Here is an 18,000-nt window from a genome sequence, read left to right as displayed (position 1 = left end):
GCGGCAAAGGAGAAAATACTTTAAACTGCGGGTTCTCTGTGTCTTTAGCGAGTCCCTGCGAAGCAGGAAGAACCGGAGCGGTGAAAGGCATCTATATAAACCACATGATCGAATTAACCAATAAGCGCTTTAAAATAAAAATGGAGGTTGGAAAATGAAAGCATCTTTTACCCTTATACCTGCCGAATCCCGGCGGTTGATCGCAAAGGCGATCGTTCAAATGGAAGAAGTCAAAATTGCCCTGAAAAAAGCTTACATTGTGATAAACGGAGGTACCACCAACGGATATGTCGCCCAGGAATTGGCAGGGGTGGATGTTAAACCGGAGGAATTCACCGCAGGTACGGTTTCCCATCGGCTGTTGTGTGTGACCGATCTGCCACCAAAAAGGAAATTACCCTTTCCCATCATTCTTTATAAGGGGCAGCAAGTCGATAAAACAATTCCTGAAGTTTTTCAGGATTTTCATGTTGAAACAGTTCTGATCAAAGGGGCAAACTGCATTGACTCACAGGGCAATGTTGGTGTTATTTCTGCCGGCTTTGACGGAGGAACAGTCGGGGCAACCATTGGGACGGTGGTCTCCCAGGGCCTGAAGTATATTGTGGCCGTAGGATTGGAAAAACTTGTTCCTTCTGTGGATAAGGCTGCATCTGTTGCCGGTGCCAAGTCCCTGGATTATTCAATGGGTGCTGATTACGGCATATTCAAGCTTCCCAACGCCGTGGTGGTAACTGAAATTGAAGCCTTTAACATATTGGCCGGCGTAGAAGCCACCCACATCGGCTCAGGTGGCATCGGTGAGGCCGTCGGTTCTGTTAGCCTGATAGTTGAAGGGGAACAAAGCAGAGTAAAAAATGCCATCAGAATGGTCGAATCGATCAAAGGAGAACCGGTATTGCCCGGATTTAAGGGAACGTGTGAGACCTGTCCCTATTCCTGTATATTTGCCGGAAAAAAGGTGCAAGATCTTCCGCCATGGCTGGTTGATTAAGGGCTTTAAACCCTGCATCCAAAGGCATATGCGGGTGGCGAAATAATACCCGCACTGAACAAGTAAAATTTTTTATTGAAAAATATGCGATTGATCATCTTTCTAACAGTATTTTTAAGCTTATACGGCGGTCTTCATCTCTACGGATTTCTATCGGTGAAACGCGCGCTGGCCCTTGGGCCGAGGGAAAACACGGCTCTGATTCTGTTTATGGCCCTCATGATTTTCGCCCCGATCATTATTCGGATTCTGGAAAGAAACGACCTGGTCACCCCGGCCCGTTTTTTGGCCTATATCGGGTATGTATGGATGGGCATTTTGTTTCTGTTTTTCTCCTTTGCGGTGGCGCTTGATGCCTATCGCTTGATATTTGAAGCGATACAGCGGGCATATCATGCGGATTTTTCTCGTTTCAGTTTATCCAAGGCCCAATGCTTTTACATTCCTCTTGTTCTCTCTGTATGCATCACCCTGGTTGGTTTTTTCGAAGCCCTCAATATAAGGACGGAACGAGTGGTGATCAAAACCGACACGATTACAGCGAAAATCGGTCGACTCAAAATAGTTCAGATATCGGATGTCCATCTGGGTCTCATCGTGGGCAAACATCGGTTGAAACGGATTATAAAACAGATACAGGCGGAAAAGCCGGACATCCTGGTTTCAACCGGAGATCTTGTGGACGGACAAATGAACAACTTATCCGAGCTTGCCGGGTTGATTCGCAATATTCCCGCTAAATACGGCAAGTTTGCCGTCATGGGCAACCATGAGTTTTACGCCGGTCTGCAAGATGCCTTGAAAGTCACCACAGCTGCAGGCTTCAGGGTTCTTCGTGGAGAAGGGATGAACATACCCGGAGTTATCAACATCGCCGGAGTGGATGACCCTGCCGGGAAACGACACGGTCTGGAGCCAAATGTCTCTGTCAAGGACCTGCTGTCGAAACTTCCCCGGAAATATTTCACCCTGCTGTTAAAACACCGCCCACGGTTAAATGAGGACGAGATGGGGCTTTTTGACTTGCAGCTGTCCGGGCATACGCACCAGGGCCAGATATTTCCTTTCAGCCTGATTGTGAAATTGTTCTATCCGAATTTCAGCGGGCTGATCAATCTCAAAAATAATTCCTACCTTTATGTAAGCAGGGGAACCGGCACATGGGGTCCTCCAGTGCGGTTTCTGGCTCCACCAGAGGTTACCGTTTTCGAACTGATTCACCAAAGCAAAGCCAATCATCAAACAACCCTGAGGGGAAATTCTTAAATATAGATGCAAATGACATCCACACCAAAGCCACCACCCCTGCGTATAGATCAGGTCAAGAAAAACCCAATGTACCTGTTTCTGGCGGTACTGACCATCGCGTCCACGATAGGTTTGCAGGCCTGGATCACCTTGTTTAACAATTTTGCCGTTGAGATTGCCAGCCTGGACGGTGACCGCATTGGTATCATTCAGTCGGTCAGGGAAATTCCCGGCTTTTTGGCCCTGCTGGCCGTATTTGTCATCCTCTTTATCAAAGAACACCGGCTTTCAGTTTTGTCCATCCTCTTTCTGGGTATAGGCCTGGCTGTTACCGGCCTGTTTCCTTCCTTTGCAGGATTAACCCTGACCACCCTGGTAATGAGTTTCGGCTTTCATTATTACGAAACCACCAACATGTCATTAACCCTTCAGTATTTCAACGAAAACGAGTCGCCGTGGGTGTCCGGCAAACTGCGTAGCCTGGCCGCGGCGTCAAGCATCGGCATCGGGCTGTTTATTTTTCTACTGGCACCCATTTTGAATTTTACCCAGCTTTACCTCGTCACTGGCGGGCTGATTGTTGCCGCAGCCGTGTGGGGATTTGCCCAGCATCCGGCAGACCCCCACATTATCCCCCAGCGAAAAAAGCTGATTTTTCGTAAAAAATACTGGCTGTTTTACTTCCTGTATTTCATGGCCGGAGCCAGACGACAGATATTTATGGCCTTTTCCGTTTTACTGATGGTTCAAAAATTCCATTACTCGTTGCAGGAGGTCACCCTTTTATTTGTGATCAACAACATTATCAATTATTTTTTAAGCCCCATGATCGGTAAAGGCATTATCCGTTTCGGTGAGCGCAGGGTATTGTCCATGGAGTACCTTAGCCTGATTTTTGTCTTTCTGGCCTATGCGTTTGCCAACTCCAAAATGATTGTGGCCGGGTTATATATTCTGGATCATATCTTTTTTAACTTTTCCATCGCCATCCGAACCTACTTCCAAAAGGTGGGGGATCCCCGGGATATTGCCCCCACCATGGCCGTGGGATTTACCATCAATCATATTGCGGCCGTTTTTCTGCCAGCCATCGGCGGTCTGCTGTGGGTGATAAATTACCGTATCCCTTTTATCGGCGGTGCGGCCATGGCTTTAATCTCACTAATTGCCGTACAAAAGATTAAAACATGAATCGCTAAATAAGAACTCGCCCGGGTAAGCCTAAGCCCCGAAAATGTCTCCATATTTTATGCATCCCGTGCTGGCCGGCTTTACATGATCATTGCCTTCTTTTTTATCTGTTGACCTAAAATAAAAAACCCATATTTTTAATACCTGTTAGATAATATAACATTTTCTTGACATAAAATCTAACATGTTTTAAAGTATCTTTAAAAGGAGGAAATAAAATCATGGATAGGTTTTATAAAAATCTAGGTGTAAAGATTAAAAAGATAAGAGAAAAAATAGGCTTATCTCAAGAAGCATTGGCCATTAAATTGGAAATAAGTAGGGTCGCTATTTCTCAGATAGAAAACGGGAGCAGAAAAATTAGTGCCCAAGAAATAGTTAGGTTTGCTAAAATGTTTAATATTCCTACGGATGTACTGTTAGATGTTAAAAAGGATATTGAGATTATTTTTGAAAAAGTCATGAAGAAAACCAAAAAAAAACAAGAAATTAGAATTAGCGTTCCTCAACGGAACCTGCAAAAATTCAAGGAGGTATTAATTTATATTCTTGAGCAGGTGGGGTCTAAACCAAATGTAGGGGAAACCGTTTTATATAAACTTCTTTATTTTATAGATTTTAACTTTTATGAGAAATATGAGGAGCAATTAATAGGAGCAACCTATATCAAAAACCATCATGGACCCACGCCCAAAGAATTCATAAAGGTTGTAAGTGAAATGGAGGGTAAAGACTTGGTAAAGGTGAAAGAAAAATATTTTCAATATCCTCAGACTAAATATTTACCTTTAAGAAAATCCGATCTTACCCAGTTCAAAGCGCACGAAAAAGAAATGATTGATGATGTTTTAAGCAATTTATCGAATATGAGTGCTTCTGAAATTAGTGAGTACTCCCACAACGATGTTCCCTGGCAAACCACCGAGGATGGGGAAGTGATTGAATATGAATCGGTATTTTATCGGACTTCCCCGTATTCAGTGAGGAATTATAGTGAAGAAAATATTTACTGAAGTACGGAGACTTCCTGAATTTGACAAAGATTTCAAAAAGCTGACCAAAAGGTTTAAAACCCTTCATGATGATATGGAAACTTTTATTAATAAACAGCTCAAACTTACTCATAAGCTGGGAGTGAACAATAAAGGCGTTGTTCATATTCCGAAGTTAGGAATTGAAACTCCTAAGATATACAAAGCAAGAAAATTTGCCTGCAAAGCTCTAAAAGGACGTGGAGCAATGAGCGGCATAAGAATCATCTATGCATATTATGAGAATGAAGACGTTATTGAGTTTATTGAAATCTATTTTAAAGGCGATAAGACAAACGAAGACGAAAAACGAATTATGAAATATTACAAGCATAAGTAGGAAAGGCTGAGGCGGAAAAGCACTTGACCCCTTGCTTCCTGGGCGTAGCCAAAAACGAAGCCTGGAATCCCCGAACCCCTGGACCCTCTTCTCCAACTAATTTGAGAAAAACCAAAAAAAGGAGGAAAAAATGAAAAAATCTATGGCAATCCTTACATTATGTTCATTTCTATTCGTAACGGGCTGTGCGACCCTTTTCCCTGCCGGTTCTATCTACACCAATATAAAACTTCCAGTGACAGCCACCGCAAACAGCGGAACCGCAACCAAAATAGGCACATCCCAATGTACCAGTATTCTTGGTGCCGTTGCGATTGGCGATGCCAGCATTGAAACTGCTAAAAAGAACGGTGACATAACCAAAGTGTATCATGTTGATTATGATGTAAAGAACATCCTGGGGATCATCGGCACATACAAGACCACCGTTTACGGAGAATAACCCCATTAAACAACCGCTGAATAAATGAGTACATCCGATGTCGGTGAGATGCAATACCCCTCATTAACGCGGTTGATTTGTCCGAATAGGCAATTGAGTTGCGACACCCATAGGCTAGAAAATTACATTAATTATCAAAATGAATTGCCAGAATACATTTTCTTTAATAGTATAAAGTTTCAACACAATAACTTAGGCCCCTTAAAATAGCACCTGAAATGGTTTAATCAGAAGAAAAATAGAATAAACATGACATACAAAATTGGACAAGTCTTTCCTGGGGAGTTGACTCCTGACCAAATCTTGCAGGCACCTGTTTTGGTGCGAGGCGAGGGTGTTTATTTGTTCGATGAATCCGGCAAAAAGTACTTGGATGCCATCGCTGGCATCGCAGTGGTGAATGTTGGCTACGGGCGAGAGGAAGTTATCGAAGCGATGCAGCGGCAGGCCAGAGAATTGCCCTATTGCATCTCCAACATCTTTGCCAATCAGCCCTCGCAACTACTGGCAGAACGATTGGCAGGTCTAACTCCGGGCGATTTGAATCAGATTCACTTTGTCTCCGGTGGGTCCGAAGCCGTTGAGACGGCGATCAAGCTGGCACGCCAATATCACATAGAAACCGGGCAACCCGACAGACATCTGGTCGTCGCCCGCCGACAAAGTTATCACGGCGCGACTCTGGGCGCTCTCTCAGCTACCGGTATGAGCGGACGTCGAGATAAATACCTCCCCTTACTCCTCGATTTTCCTCATATTGCGCCGTCTTATTGCTATCGCTGCCCCTTTGGTCAAGAATATCCCGGCTGCGACCTAGCCTGTGCTCAAGAATTGGAGAAAGCTATCCTCAAAGCAGGTCCGAATAAGGTCTCCGCTTTTATCGCCGAGCCGGTGGTAGGCTCGGCTAGTGGCGCAACGGTACCGCCACCGGAGTATTTCCCTCGCATCCGCGAGATTTGCTCTAAGTATGGTGTCCTGTTCATCGCAGACGAGGTTATCACCGGACTGGGTCGGACGGGTAAGAACTTTGGCATTGACCATTGGTCTGCCGTACCAGACATGATGACGTTAGCTAAGAGCCTGGGCGGCGGTTACACTCCCCTGGGCGCGGTTGTTGTCAATGACAGATACCGCCGAGTCTTTGAAGACAAAGGTAGTGCATTCGAACATATTTTTACCTACGCATCCAACCCTCTTTCTACGGCGACCTCTTTGGCGGTACTAGATATTCTCGTCGAAGATGACCTAGTCAACAGATCGGCTCAAATGGGCGAAATTTTGTTCCTTAGAATTGGTGCTCTTCGGAAAAAACATACCACGATAGGCGATGTGCGAGGCAAGGGTCTCTTATTGGGAATCGAACTGGTTCACGATCAGGAAACCAATGCACCCTTTTCTCCTGACCTGAAGGTTAGCAAGCAGTTAGGGAGTGTGGCTATGAAAAATGGGTTGATCATCTATCCCGGAGCTGGGAGTATCGACGGTGTGCAGGGCAACCACTTTCTCATTTGCCCGCCCCTTATAATCAGCGAAGAAGAAATTGACGAGCTGGTAGAAAAACTGGATGTGTCTCTCTCCCAACTGGAGCAAAAAGTACACTGACGGTGTCTCAAGTAAAGCGCAATAGTTTGATGAGGCTGGAGCAGAGGAATATTTTAAAAAACCTGATATTGATGAGTTCATAAAAAGTCCGATTTAGTGGGATTGATACACCTGATACCCCCAGTAATATTGATCAAGTATATGGGAAACGATGATTTAGGGACATAAGATTATTAAATGATGTCTCTCGTAGTTCACATAAGACATATATGGAAGGAAGAAACTTTTACTACTTCATTTTCCTAATGCGCACTTCTATTCCTTCCATACCTTTTAGTAAATTCACAATCTTTGATGTATCCGTATCACCATAGTGATAGGGATAAAGAATTTTCGGTTTGAATACCCTCACAGCGTCGGCCACCATTTCCGGCGTCATGGTGTACGGCAGGTTCATGGGCAGGAATGCAATGTCTATCCCTTTAAGCTCTTTCATTTCCGGAATGTTTTCGGTATCACCCGCCACATAAACCCGCTTGTCGCCAAAGGTAATCACATAGCCATTACCGATGCCCTTTGGATGGAAAGGCATGCCTTCACTCCGCATATGCACGATATTATAGGCCGGTACAGCCTCAATTTTTAACCCTCCCACGGTTCTGATATCTCCATTCTTCATCACCATACCGCCCTTAACCCGGCCTGCGCAGGTTTCGGTTAATACCAAAAAGCTTTTGTCCGTTCGGATGAGCTCCAGCGCTTTCAGATCCAGGTGATCACGATGCTCATGGGTCAAAAGAATCATATCGGCTTTCGGCATGTTGGAATAATCGGCCAGCCTGGTCCACGGATCAATATGAATCACCTTCCCGTCAAAAGTAAACATCAGCGTACCATGGCCGATAAAAGTAATTTCCAAATTACCGGCGGATGTTTTTATAATGTCCCTTTCAAATCCTTGTGCAAAAGCAGTAAAGGCAAAAAAGGCAGCAAACAAATTGGCTGTTATAAATAATCTGGTCATATGACACCTCCTTGTTTTTACTAATTTCCCCCTTGATACTCACGTGAAAGCGACTTTATAACTTCAGGATTTTCAGGTCCGCAGATCCGGATACATTCGTCAAAGAGTGTTTTAGCAAATGAGAACAACACCTGAAATTCACCAAAGGTAATCAAACGATCCTTTTGGAGAATATTGAAGGCCAGGCAAACAGGTCGCCATGCTTTCCTTCCGTAACTTTCAACTGCCATATTTATGACTTCGGGTTTACAAAGAGGAAGAAAACCCCTGTCAGGCAAAGTCACATAAAGCATCCTTGAAATCACTCTTGCCGGCAGATCACCATCGGGATGACCGATACATTTGCCCTGTTGGGTGCAAATGCCAACCGGCCCGTGATGTGCCGATATCTCTCGTTTTAAGTCTATGGAACAACGATAGTACAACGGCACAATCCATTGGGTAAAAGCCTTTACAGCGGCTCCTCTATCCGGCCATTTGGGATATGGCCTCGACAGCAGTGTTTCGAACCACCCGTCATCCCATATGACCACACCATGTCGGATTGCATGAGCCAATGGCATCGAAAGTTTAAACAGACATTTAATCGACTTTTCATCAAAAGATACAATCTGGATCTCAACCGGATCTTTGCTTTTTTTTCTCAAAGCCAGTTTAAGATCAAGCAAAGTTTTATGAAATCCGCCGACATGCTTCCCTTTTTTCATCAGAACCAAAAAATCGATATCCGAATGTCGCCCGGCTTGACTTAAAGCATAGCTGCCAAACATCAGTAAGGTATGAATCCATTTTTTATAAGAATCGAGCTTGGCCTTTATTTCGTTTATTGCCCATTGGCCCTGCGCCGATTGTGGACCCAAGCCGCTTTTTTGAGCCGCTGCTTTAAGACTTTGTATTTCACTCATGATGCATCCCAACAGTCAATACCGTTGGCTTAAGCTTTTTTAGCAAACGGAATCTCTCTAAGCTTCCTATCATATTTGCAATGTATGGAGCTGTCATCATTCAGTATATATTAAAGCAAATGATTTTTTGATACAATACATAACTTGAATCTGTGCAACAATTAGACAGCTTCAATATTAGGGACTCCTCGGATGTCTTCGATACCGTGTCAACCCTTGCTTTTTAATACTTCGCAGACTGCCGCATCCAAACTGCTCTGCGGGTTGATCATTTCTGAGGCCACCCTGGCTTTTTGGATGATCAGATCATTTGACAGGCATTCTTCGATAGCTGCTGAAAGTTTTTGGGGGGTTAACCTTGATCGCCATATCGGTTTTGGGCCAAGATAGGATTGATATATCTGATGCCCCCAGTAATATTGATCCAGTATATGAGGAACGATGATTTGAGGGACACCACTGATTGCAGAGGTGGCGGTAGTGCCTGCCCCACCGTGATGGATCACCGCTGCCATACGGGGAAAAAGTTTTAAATGCGGATATCTCCTGATAAAAAAGACATCGTTTGAACTTGAAAATTCGGACGGCTCGTCCCAAAATTTGCCAATAACTACTCGCTGTCCGATTGACCGTACAGCCTGTACAATCATTGGGACAAGCCTGGTCTGATCCTGTTTTGGCATACTTCCAAAGCCTGCAAAAACAGGAGCCGGACCATCCTTTAAGAACGCTTCTAATTTAGGAAGATGTTGATCCGGCTGGTTTAAATGCAAGTAGCCGGTTTGAGTAAAGGCGACATCAACGTCTTCTGGGACCTGGCCAATCACCCGGTCGGAAGCCACGATTACCTTTCTACTCAAAATATGCTGCCAGGCATCTTGGACGGGTTTTAATCCGAACTCCTTACGCCTCATATTAATTAGCCGGGTTAAATTGAACTTATCAAGCACCTTGGCCGTTTCCCAGGTCATTCGGTTATACCATTTAGGAAATCCGTGATGTTTGAAAGCCGGGAAAGGATAACACCCAGAGGGTAAAAGTTGTGGTGTAAATGCGATATAGCGGTACTCAATACCCATTAGCTCGGCCACGGTGGATAAGCCAAATACCAAAGATGCACCCACAGCCAGATCCGCCCCGGTGATGATTTTGTTAAAAATTTCGAATTGGGAAATCAATTCTTTACGGACATAATGAATAAAACAAATACCGGAACGGAACGAATGGGCATTCTCCATCCCATCGATGAAGGCAGTCACATCCCCTCCCAGAGGGTAAAAGGGGCATCCGGCCTGCTTTGCCCACCTCGCCTTTTCAGGAGGTCCGGCCAAAAGGATATCGTGCCCGGCCGCTTTCAGGGCCAACGAGAGGGCCATCATTGGTTGAACATCGCCGCGAGAACCAAAGGTTGCCAGAACTATTTTCATGCGTGGCTCGCATAGTTTAAATAGGGAATGATGACGTCGTTTTTATTGCTGCGGGTACCATCGTAAGTGATGGAAACCACAGGAATGCCGGTATTGGTTTTAATATCCCTGGCCATGGCCTCAGTAATTAAGGCCGGACAGCAAAACGCCGGGCTGACTTGCACAAACAGAGAAATGTCCGGATGAAGCTTGGTCAAATAATAGATCTTCATAATGTTGTCCATGGATTCGCCGGTATTTTCAATGCGGACATTATAGGCGGACAAAATTTTCTCGGCAGATTCATTGTATTCGGGTACCGGCTCTTTTAAAATGCGTCCAAAATATTTGGCGTATATTTTTTCCAATTGACTGATGGTGGCCACCAGGGCTTTGCTGGTGAGTACGCTTAGATATTGTCCTTCAATAAACCATTTGCGTAAATATTGGTTGGCGACCATTTTGGTGTATGAACTGTAGGGCGTGGTAATGACTTCGCCACCGTTTCTTTCAATAAAGCGGATTAAATCCTGGTTCATCACTTCATTGTCCCGCAGGTACAAATCGCCGAAAATGGCCACCTTGGGACGATTTTTTTCCGGTTTGGTTTCAATTTCCGCAAAAAGATCCACCACACTTGCCACGGCATTTTCCTTTGAGGATTTACCGTAAAAAGCATCAGACAGAATCTGGACACTTTTTTGGATGGTTCGGTCTGTGATCCCGGGTTTGATTTCATAGGGCCGGATTTTACAGCCCATCTTGCGGAGCATTCCGCCAAACATATACGCAAAATAGGTGTTGATGGGCAATTTAAGCGAGATATCTGCAAACGAAATGGCGCCTTTATAAACGCTGGCCTTTTCCATGCCATGACCATACGCATGAAGGATGGTGCGGATGTGATGGGGATACAAACACAAATTACAGGCCAGGCTGGAATGGGGATTCCACAGTATGGTTTTGGCCGGGTCCAGGTGATGCTTTTTCACATAATCGATGAATTCCTGAGCGATGATGCTCAGTGGAATACACTGGCCGGTATTATACCGCAGGCTTTTTTGAATACTGGTTTCGGTTTCTTCCAGTACGCGGGCGTCAATGCCGCTGTTTCTAAGGTTGGCCACTATCAGGTTCAGAGAGATATCATCCCAGTTGGGAATAATCAAGGTCTTGCCGGTTAGTTGTGTTTCAGTCTTTGGTATCAACGACGATGGATAGGCTACAGGTTTGGCCGTTTTCCTGCCTTTGCTTTGGGACCAGTGGTTTTGAAAAGATCGGATTCCTGCCTCGATGCGGGTTTCATACCCGACACTGGAATCGTGCTCGTCCAGCTGAAGAATTAAATACGGTTTATGGTGGGCTTCCATTATCTTTTTAAAATAATCGGTGATAAATGAATCCGGCGAACATTTAAAAGAGGTGACCAGCACCGGATAGGCACCGGGAGTCCGGGCGGCTTTTTCGGCGGCTCTTAATATCTCGGACGCATAATACCAAGGCAACTCGTTGAGAAGTGGTTCAATGGCTGCAAAATCCTTTTTATCGGGCGAAAGCATGTCATAGGAAAACGTTCGAATGCCTAACGCAGCAAATATACCTGGAATTCCTTTATTCATAGATTTGGACAGCACGGTATAGGGACGTCCCAATAATACCACATGAATACCATCTGCTGTTTGGGATTCTTGGTGATAAATCGTTTTAAGATTCTGTATACCGGCCTGTTTAAATTTCAGGGCCTGATCATAGGCAGCGGCCACTTCAAAGAAATTGAGATTACCGGTGACAATCGGTTTCAGCATTCGATACAACTGTACTTTGGTATGATAGGGGTTATACAGATAATTCACCAACGGGGTTAAGAACCGTTTTCTTTGCTTTTCTTTACCGATACTCATTGCCAACGGCGTGGCATATTGGGTGTAGTAGCAATACTGCCGGCGGGTATCTTTCTCGCCGGTTTTTTTTTCCAGATAAACCGGTAAAAAGATGTAATCCGGAGCGCCGGTTTTATTTGATCCATCAGCCAGTTCCAGTAAATAATGGACATGCCAGTGCCAGGCGGTCATTGGCGCACAAAATTCAGCGCCGGTCAGGTTTTTGCCTTTTTTCATGGCATCATGGCAGGAAGCACTGGTAACTGTTTTGATATTTAACCGCTTGAAAAATGTTTGCCATAAGGGCAGGTCTTCATAAAGATGCAGTGCCGCCGGGATGCCTATGGTCAATGGCTTTTTTTTTGTTTTAGTTTCAATAAAGGCTTTTTTATGTTCTTTCAGCAGATCAAACCCGGAACGATTGTTGTTGACAAATTTTTTCGTTTCATAATCACGGCCACATAAAAAACCATAAGCCACCGGGGTATGATGTAAATGCGCCACGGTTATTTTACAGTGGTTGGTGCACAGTTCGCAGACTTCAGAAGTCACCGGAATCTTTTTTTTGTACAAATGGATACCTCTGAATCGGGACGGCAACTTTTCCTGTTCAGCCAGCATTAACGCGGTGCCAAGTGCACCGGTTAAATGACAATATCTTGATACGTGGATCGGTTTGTTAAGCCGTTGCTCAAAAGCCGCCACCAAAGCCCTGTTTTTGGCAGTGGCACCTTGAAAAAATACGATTTGACCGATGCTGTTTTCAATAGCCACCTTGGTGAGGTAATTTTCGCAAATGGCATGAAGCACGGATGCCAGGACCTCATTCACACTGTATCCTTCGGATAGCAGATGGTTTAAATCTCTTTCCATGAATACGGTGCAACGATCACTGGTAATCGGTGATCGTTGATTTTCCGTGCGGGCTGAATAGTCGGATAGAGGACATCCCAGTTTTTTGGCCTGCTCTTCAATAAAGCTGCCGGTACCGGCGGCACATACGGTGTTCATAATGGAGAATGTGACCTGCTGGTTTTTTAAAGTGGTGAATTTCGAATCTTGTCCACCGATTTCGATGATGGTATCCACGTTTGGATCAAGGTTGCACGCGGATTTGGCATGGGCAGTGATCTCATCAATCACCAAATCTGCTCCGATGATTTTTCCAGCCAACTTTCGCCCCGAGCCGGTGGTACCGGCAGCGATAATATTGAAATGAATCCCCTTCTGGTGAATCACATCATCCATTGCGGCAAACAGGTTCTGCACCGCTTCAATCGGGCGACCGGCAGTATAAGTATAGTATCCGGCTAAAACCGTCTTGTGGGGGTCCAGCAATACTGCTTTTGTACTGGTGGAACCGATATCCATTCCCAAGTAAACATCATAGGTATCTCCCGGTGATAATTCTTGATAAATATCCACCTCCACCCGGTTCTGTTTGCCGGCAACATCACCAGGGTAAACATAAGAGTCCGCCGCAGTAAAGTCAGGATATTGACTCAAAATAAGTGATAATGGCTGGTAAGCGTATTTTTTTCGGGAGATAGGCTGGATCAGTATTTCTTTGGCAGATTGAATTTTCAGCGATTTTTGTCCCTGCCATTCAGCCATAAGCTTTAATCCGGCACCGATCGCGCCGAACAGATGAGACATATCGTTTACCACCACATCTTCTCCGATTAACTCACTGATATGCCCGGCAACAGACTGGTTTCTAGATACACCGCCGGTAAAAATAATGGGTGACCGGTGTGTTTCTCCGGTGAAAAGTGTATCCACAATATTTTTGGCCAGACCGTGGCACAGACCGTCGCAGATCTCATCTAAGGTATAGCCTTCCTGCTGGGCATGAACCAGATCGGTTTTGGCAAACACGGCGCAACGGGAAGCAATTTTGGGCAGAGCACCATCATTTTCAAAAGCGATTCGGCTCAACTCCTCAATACTGTCTAAGTTCAGCCGTTGTGCCTGCTGGTCAAGAAAACTCCCGGTTCCGGCTGCGCATGATGTATTGGCTTTATAACCGGTGTAATTCCCTTCGTCATCAAAACGAACCACCCCAAATTTTTCACCGCCAACCATTAAAATTGATCCGATCGAGGGGTTAAATTGCCGGCAAGCTTCAATCACTGCCACAGGATTGTCAAAGCGGCCGCTGGTTCGGATGATGTCCGGAGTGGAGGTGGTGGCCGCAATCCCGCAAATGGCCGAAAGATCAAATTCTTTTAGAATGCGGAATAGCTTTTCAACAATTTTACCTTGATGAAACACATACGCACTGTTTATGACTTCTTTTAAAGGATTTATCTCGACTACGCCGATGGAAACCGAACCAATGTCGACAGCCAGGATATTATAAGGGGGTTTCATGGATCATCTCTTTGTAGATCGTTTTAATGATTACAAGGGCCATGTTCAACAACCCAATTCCAGATGGCAGATTTTTCCGCACCTCGGCAGGGGAAAATCAATTTTTCAGTCTATATCAGCGTGACATATCACCGTCACTTTTTCAATAAAAACGAACATCCTACCAGCAAAAGTTTTAAGTACCCCAATGCGGCATGATTTCCATGGCAAATGGTATTGCATTCCGTAAGGTTCAGTGCCATAAGATTATACGTCTGTCTACTATTGTATCCGGAAAAGAATTCTAGTGAGAAAATGGCCCGACCTGCCGGGTTTATTGGTTAGGGCAATCAATAAAAGAGGAGCCTGGTGATGGAAAACATCCAATTTAATCCCAAAAGAATAAGCAGAGAATATCGACAAACCATCCATGCCACACCGGAAAAAGTGTTCCCGCTCCTGTGCCCGGTGCGTGAGGCTGAGTGGCTGGATGGCTGGCAGTATAACATGATCTATTCTAAATCCGGCTTTGTTGAAGAGGGGGCTGTATTCAGTACGCCATGTGAAGGTGAAGAGGATACGATATGGACCGTCACCAAACATAATCCCAAATCATATCAAGTTGAATTTGTTCGGTTTACTCATCGCTCCAGAACATGTGTGCTCAAAATAGCGGTGACATCCAAAGATGGGAACAGTTCGTACGTAGATGTTTCCTATACGTACACCGGCATTACCCCTGAAGGAAACGACTTCATCAATCGTTTCACCGAAGACTCATTTCTTGAAGCGGTCATCTTTTGGGAAAAATCGATGAACTATTTCCTGGAAACAGGCAAGAGATTGACCAGGACTTAATCAGGCAGCCAGGGTGATATCCTCTGTATAGTGTTAACCAATCAGATGACCTGATAAGTGGATCAGACTTATTTTCTTGATTTATGGTTTAAAAGCAGCGTATATTGTATCAGATTAACCTTGAAAAATTTAAAGGAACCACCCGACAATCTTCTCTGAATTTTACATAATACGAATCTAGCTGTTGCTAAGTTTGGTGACAAGCCGGGAAAAAGGGTTGCGGGTTTGAAACAACTTATTGAAAGGAGACCACCATGTGGGAAATTATTGCAGATGCGAAAGAATACGGCATCGAAATACTGGAAGAAGGCATAGCCAACGGACAAATGGCATTTGAAGATCAAGATCGTATGAAATGGGCGGAAGAAATCGGTACCTTTGCCATTAAGATGTCCAGTCTGGCCGAAAAAGCCAAACAGCTTCAGCAGCTCTTAATCAGCGATGATCAAATTGTCACCACGCAGGCGTCGCTGAAAACTTTAAAAGTTCAAATGTTTAAAATCAATGACGCCATGACCACCGCCCTGGAAGTGGCCCAGAAGATCGAAAGCGAATTTATTAAAAAAAATAATGCCAAGTAACCGGCGAACCCTGAGACTGTTGGCTTTTTTTTCAGAAGGGATGCAGGTTTTTCTTAAATTTAGGTCATACTGTTTGGCAGCCAGGGCAACAGACACTAATTGTTCAAACTACAAAGCCCACGGCTGCCACCAGTTTGAGGTGGTCAGCCGCATTTTATCCAGACGGATTAAACACATACCGTTTGTTTTTCACCTCAACATTCGGCGGAGTATTTCCCTTTTTTTCAAAAAAATCATAACCTTGCCTAAGGTTCTGCCAGAATGGATACCACCTTGAATTCATGTGCTTTTGCATGTTTTTGCCCGTCATGCGAAAAGGGAATATGTGAACTCTAAAAAAGGGCTGACCATTTCTCAATGCCGCATCGGCAATCGCATAAATTTCCTCGATTTTTTTATCCGTCATGGCATAACATCCAATGGATACACAGTCTCCATGCACCATCAATGCCCCACCCGTTCGTTGATGAATTCGATCATATCTGTTTGGGTAACCCAGATTAAATGACAGGTGAAAAGTGCTTACCGGATTTAACTGATCGGGTTTTACATAATAAAAGCCTTCCGGCGCCTGTCCATCACCCTTTCTTGTTTTAGGGCCCAACGATCCAAAACCATAGGTACAAATAGGAAATTTTCTGAAAAGGGTGAAACGGCTGGCCTGCTTTACCCATATTTCAAGTTCTTTTTCCTCCTTGAAGATTCTGAGGTAAATGGGTGCACCAAACTTAAGCTTCTTGCGGGCAAAATCTCTTTCCAGCTGTGGTTTTACCCTGAAAACTGCCTGTCGTGATCGATTACTTGAAGGTATGCTCCCCCCGGCAACTGATAGAGCCGATATTGTAAAAATGGCGAGTAAGGCAGCTAACACCATTGGTTTTTTCATAGTGTCCTCTCTCGTGGTTCAGAAAGGTGAACTGTTGTCGGTATGGCCTGTTTAACTGTGGCTATACGTTATAGTAATTCTCAAAAATATGTTCCGTCTTAAATGAGAAAAGTGTCTGACGAGGATTGCTCGCTTTTGGGTTAAAGTTATTTCTCCCAGGACTGCATTTCTACTATATTTCCTTCAGGATCTCTAAAATAAACAAATTTTAGCATACCCACACCATTGACCATTTTCCGGGTAACTTGGCCTAATTTAGTAGCACCCCTGTATAGCGCATCGCTGAATTTTTTCTCAACATCTTCGACTTCAAATGCAATATGCGCAAAGCCGGTAAAGTTAGCCATGACCGGTTCACATTCATGGGTATCTTTATAAGAGAATATTTCTAAAGTGGGACCGCTGTTCCCGTGTCCGGGCAGCAATAAATGAACTCCCTCTAATTTTGCACCGGATAAACCAGTGGCTTGATCCAACCACTCACCGGAAAGTTCTCTTACCGGTGGTTTTACCGTGCAGTCAAACACATGAATGTAAAAATCTGATAATTTTTTCCAATCTCTTGCCACAATATTGGTGTGAGCATATCTCATGATTTTATTCCTTTTCTACCTCCTATAGTAATTTTCAAATGGTAAAAAAATAATGATTGCTTTATGTTATCAATTTAAGGAACCTCCGGTTTAATAAATCTAAAAGCTGGATCTCTTCCAATTCAGTCAGGCAGAATAAGATGGTCAAGAATCAGCCCGTTGAAACTATCACTACCCGGTGAAATAAACAACCAGCCTAAATGAAGAAGACAATTCCCACAGACGGCAACTCGCCAGCTGTATCCCTTAAACCAGCTGAACTCATCAGATGCCGGTCCCGCATACCCACATCCTGCAGCAGACTTGAAACAGCCTATATGATAAACAACACCATGCGGATTGGCAAACGTATGCTGGTGAGCGCCCTGCATTTCGATACGCTCAGCCGGGCCTGTTATCACCTGATGACACTGGCGGCAGAGAATGAATTTGCCTGTGTCCGGCTCTTGCTCTTTTGTTTCACCCTCAACAATATAACCGGGTTCTTCACCGCTAAATTTCTCAGACGGTTGTCGAAAAAAAATACCGCTGTCATTATTATTTGTAATCATTTCCTGTTTCGCTTGTCCGTTGCTGGTGGTGAATGGTGACTCGGCTATTTTTGGCCGAATTAAACTAAAAGCAAAATAGCAGAAAATAGAATTTTGGTAAAGTTTTTAAAAAAAGCCAAGGGGTTTTGACTTTTAAACAACTTATTCATAACAATTTGATTTGATTAACAAAATAT

At 44.3% G+C, this 18,000-nt stretch carries 16 protein-coding genes; 9 read left to right on the top strand and 7 right to left on the bottom strand.

The annotated features are described in order from the left end of the window. Window positions 1-154: 154 nt before the first annotated feature. The 7 genes from SWH54_12450 (at window position 155) to SWH54_12420 (ending at window position 6,848) form a co-directional block, all read left to right on the top strand. Window positions 155-994 (top strand): hypothetical protein, encoded by an 840-nt coding sequence (locus tag SWH54_12450; protein ID MDY6792069.1) that lies wholly within the window; start codon window positions 155-157, stop codon window positions 992-994. Between the two features lie 156 nt (window positions 995-1,150). Further along, window positions 1,151-2,260, top strand: coding sequence for a metallophosphoesterase (locus SWH54_12445; protein ID MDY6792068.1), 1,110 nt, complete (start codon window positions 1,151-1,153; stop codon window positions 2,258-2,260). 12 nt (window positions 2,261-2,272) lie between these two features. Next, complete coding sequence (locus tag SWH54_12440; GenBank protein ID MDY6792067.1) at window positions 2,273-3,433, top strand: MFS transporter; 1,161 nt, start codon at window positions 2,273-2,275, stop codon at window positions 3,431-3,433. A gap of 221 nt (window positions 3,434-3,654) precedes the next feature. Next, window positions 3,655-4,446, top strand: a complete 792-nt coding sequence (locus SWH54_12435; protein MDY6792066.1) for a DUF4065 domain-containing protein — start codon at window positions 3,655-3,657, stop codon at window positions 4,444-4,446. Continuing rightward, window positions 4,427-4,804 carry a hypothetical protein gene (locus SWH54_12430; GenBank protein MDY6792065.1) on the top strand — a complete coding sequence of 126 codons (378 nt, stop codon included), beginning with the start codon at window positions 4,427-4,429 and terminating at the stop codon, window positions 4,802-4,804. Before SWH54_12435 ends, SWH54_12430 begins: the two co-directional genes overlap by 20 nt. Before the next feature lie 130 nt (window positions 4,805-4,934). Next, complete coding sequence (locus tag SWH54_12425; protein MDY6792064.1) at window positions 4,935-5,246, top strand: TRL-like family protein; 312 nt, start codon at window positions 4,935-4,937, stop codon at window positions 5,244-5,246. Between the two features lie 249 nt (window positions 5,247-5,495). Further along, entirely contained in the window at window positions 5,496-6,848 is a 1,353-nt protein-coding gene (locus SWH54_12420; protein MDY6792063.1) for an aspartate aminotransferase family protein, read from the top strand. A 229-nt stretch (window positions 6,849-7,077) separates the two neighbouring features. On the opposite strand, the gene SWH54_12415 is transcribed toward SWH54_12420, so the two are convergent. From SWH54_12415 to SWH54_12400, 4 genes are all read right to left on the bottom strand, one after another. Beyond that, window positions 7,078-7,812, bottom strand: a complete 735-nt coding sequence (locus SWH54_12415; GenBank protein MDY6792062.1) for an MBL fold metallo-hydrolase — start codon at window positions 7,810-7,812, stop codon at window positions 7,078-7,080. Between the two features lie 20 nt (window positions 7,813-7,832). After that, window positions 7,833-8,717 (bottom strand): nucleotidyltransferase domain-containing protein, encoded by an 885-nt coding sequence (locus SWH54_12410; GenBank protein ID MDY6792061.1) that lies wholly within the window; start codon window positions 8,715-8,717, stop codon window positions 7,833-7,835. A gap of 209 nt (window positions 8,718-8,926) precedes the next feature. After that, window positions 8,927-10,144, bottom strand: a complete 1,218-nt coding sequence (locus SWH54_12405) for a glycosyltransferase (GenBank protein ID MDY6792060.1) — start codon at window positions 10,142-10,144, stop codon at window positions 8,927-8,929. After that, window positions 10,141-14,376: an acyl-CoA dehydratase activase gene (locus tag SWH54_12400; protein MDY6792059.1), complete on the bottom strand. Its 4,236-nt coding sequence runs from the start codon at window positions 14,374-14,376 to the stop codon at window positions 10,141-10,143. Before SWH54_12400 ends, SWH54_12405 begins: the two co-directional genes overlap by 4 nt. A 351-nt stretch (window positions 14,377-14,727) precedes the next feature. On the opposite strand from SWH54_12400, the gene SWH54_12395 reads away from it, so the two are divergent. Next, window positions 14,728-15,213, top strand: coding sequence for a hypothetical protein (locus SWH54_12395; GenBank protein MDY6792058.1), 486 nt, complete (start codon window positions 14,728-14,730; stop codon window positions 15,211-15,213). 254 nt (window positions 15,214-15,467) lie between these two features. Further along, window positions 15,468-15,794, top strand: a complete 327-nt coding sequence (locus tag SWH54_12390) for a hypothetical protein (GenBank protein MDY6792057.1) — start codon at window positions 15,468-15,470, stop codon at window positions 15,792-15,794. Window positions 15,795-15,948: 154 nt separating this feature from the next. Here SWH54_12390 and SWH54_12385 read toward each other — a convergent pair whose 3' ends face one another. From SWH54_12385 to SWH54_12375, 3 genes are all read right to left on the bottom strand, one after another. Then, window positions 15,949-16,680, bottom strand: coding sequence for a murein L,D-transpeptidase family protein (locus SWH54_12385; protein MDY6792056.1), 732 nt, complete (start codon window positions 16,678-16,680; stop codon window positions 15,949-15,951). A 146-nt stretch (window positions 16,681-16,826) separates the two neighbouring features. Beyond that, entirely contained in the window at window positions 16,827-17,273 is a 447-nt protein-coding gene (locus SWH54_12380) for a VOC family protein (protein MDY6792055.1), read from the bottom strand. A 122-nt stretch (window positions 17,274-17,395) separates the two neighbouring features. Then, complete coding sequence (locus SWH54_12375; GenBank protein ID MDY6792054.1) at window positions 17,396-17,824, bottom strand: cereblon family protein; 429 nt, start codon at window positions 17,822-17,824, stop codon at window positions 17,396-17,398. Window positions 17,825-18,000 lie beyond the last annotated feature (176 nt).

The organism is Thermodesulfobacteriota bacterium, assembly GCA_034189135.1.
Taxonomy (GTDB): Bacteria; Desulfobacterota; Desulfobacteria; order Desulfobacterales; family JAUWMJ01; genus JAUWMJ01.
Note: the sequence above shows the minus strand (reverse complement) of the source record. Positions and strands in the feature narration are given on the sequence as shown.

Bases quoted from the DNA above. Each gene is read 5' to 3' on its own strand.
- SWH54_12450 (MDY6792069.1), top strand. From the start codon at position 155: ATGAAAGCATCTTTTACCCTTATACCTGCCGAATCCCGGCGGTTGATC.
- SWH54_12440 (MDY6792067.1), top strand. From the start codon at position 2,273: ATGACATCCACACCAAAGCCACCACCCCTGCGTATAGATCAGGTCAAG.
- SWH54_12435 (MDY6792066.1), top strand. From the start codon at position 3,655: ATGGATAGGTTTTATAAAAATCTAGGTGTAAAGATTAAAAAGATAAGA.
- SWH54_12425 (MDY6792064.1), top strand. From the start codon at position 4,935: ATGAAAAAATCTATGGCAATCCTTACATTATGTTCATTTCTATTCGTA.
- SWH54_12420 (MDY6792063.1), top strand. From the start codon at position 5,496: ATGACATACAAAATTGGACAAGTCTTTCCTGGGGAGTTGACTCCTGAC.
- SWH54_12415 (MDY6792062.1), bottom strand. From the start codon at position 7,812: ATGACCAGATTATTTATAACAGCCAATTTGTTTGCTGCCTTTTTTGCC.
- SWH54_12410 (MDY6792061.1), bottom strand. From the start codon at position 8,717: ATGAGTGAAATACAAAGTCTTAAAGCAGCGGCTCAAAAAAGCGGCTTG.
- SWH54_12405 (MDY6792060.1), bottom strand. From the start codon at position 10,144: ATGAAAATAGTTCTGGCAACCTTTGGTTCTCGCGGCGATGTTCAACCA.
- SWH54_12400 (MDY6792059.1), bottom strand. From the start codon at position 14,376: ATGAAACCCCCTTATAATATCCTGGCTGTCGACATTGGTTCGGTTTCC.
- SWH54_12395 (MDY6792058.1), top strand. From the start codon at position 14,728: ATGGAAAACATCCAATTTAATCCCAAAAGAATAAGCAGAGAATATCGA.
- SWH54_12390 (MDY6792057.1), top strand. From the start codon at position 15,468: ATGTGGGAAATTATTGCAGATGCGAAAGAATACGGCATCGAAATACTG.
- SWH54_12385 (MDY6792056.1), bottom strand. From the start codon at position 16,680: ATGAAAAAACCAATGGTGTTAGCTGCCTTACTCGCCATTTTTACAATA.
- SWH54_12380 (MDY6792055.1), bottom strand. From the start codon at position 17,273: ATGAGATATGCTCACACCAATATTGTGGCAAGAGATTGGAAAAAATTA.
- SWH54_12375 (MDY6792054.1), bottom strand. From the start codon at position 17,824: ATGATTACAAATAATAATGACAGCGGTATTTTTTTTCGACAACCGTCT.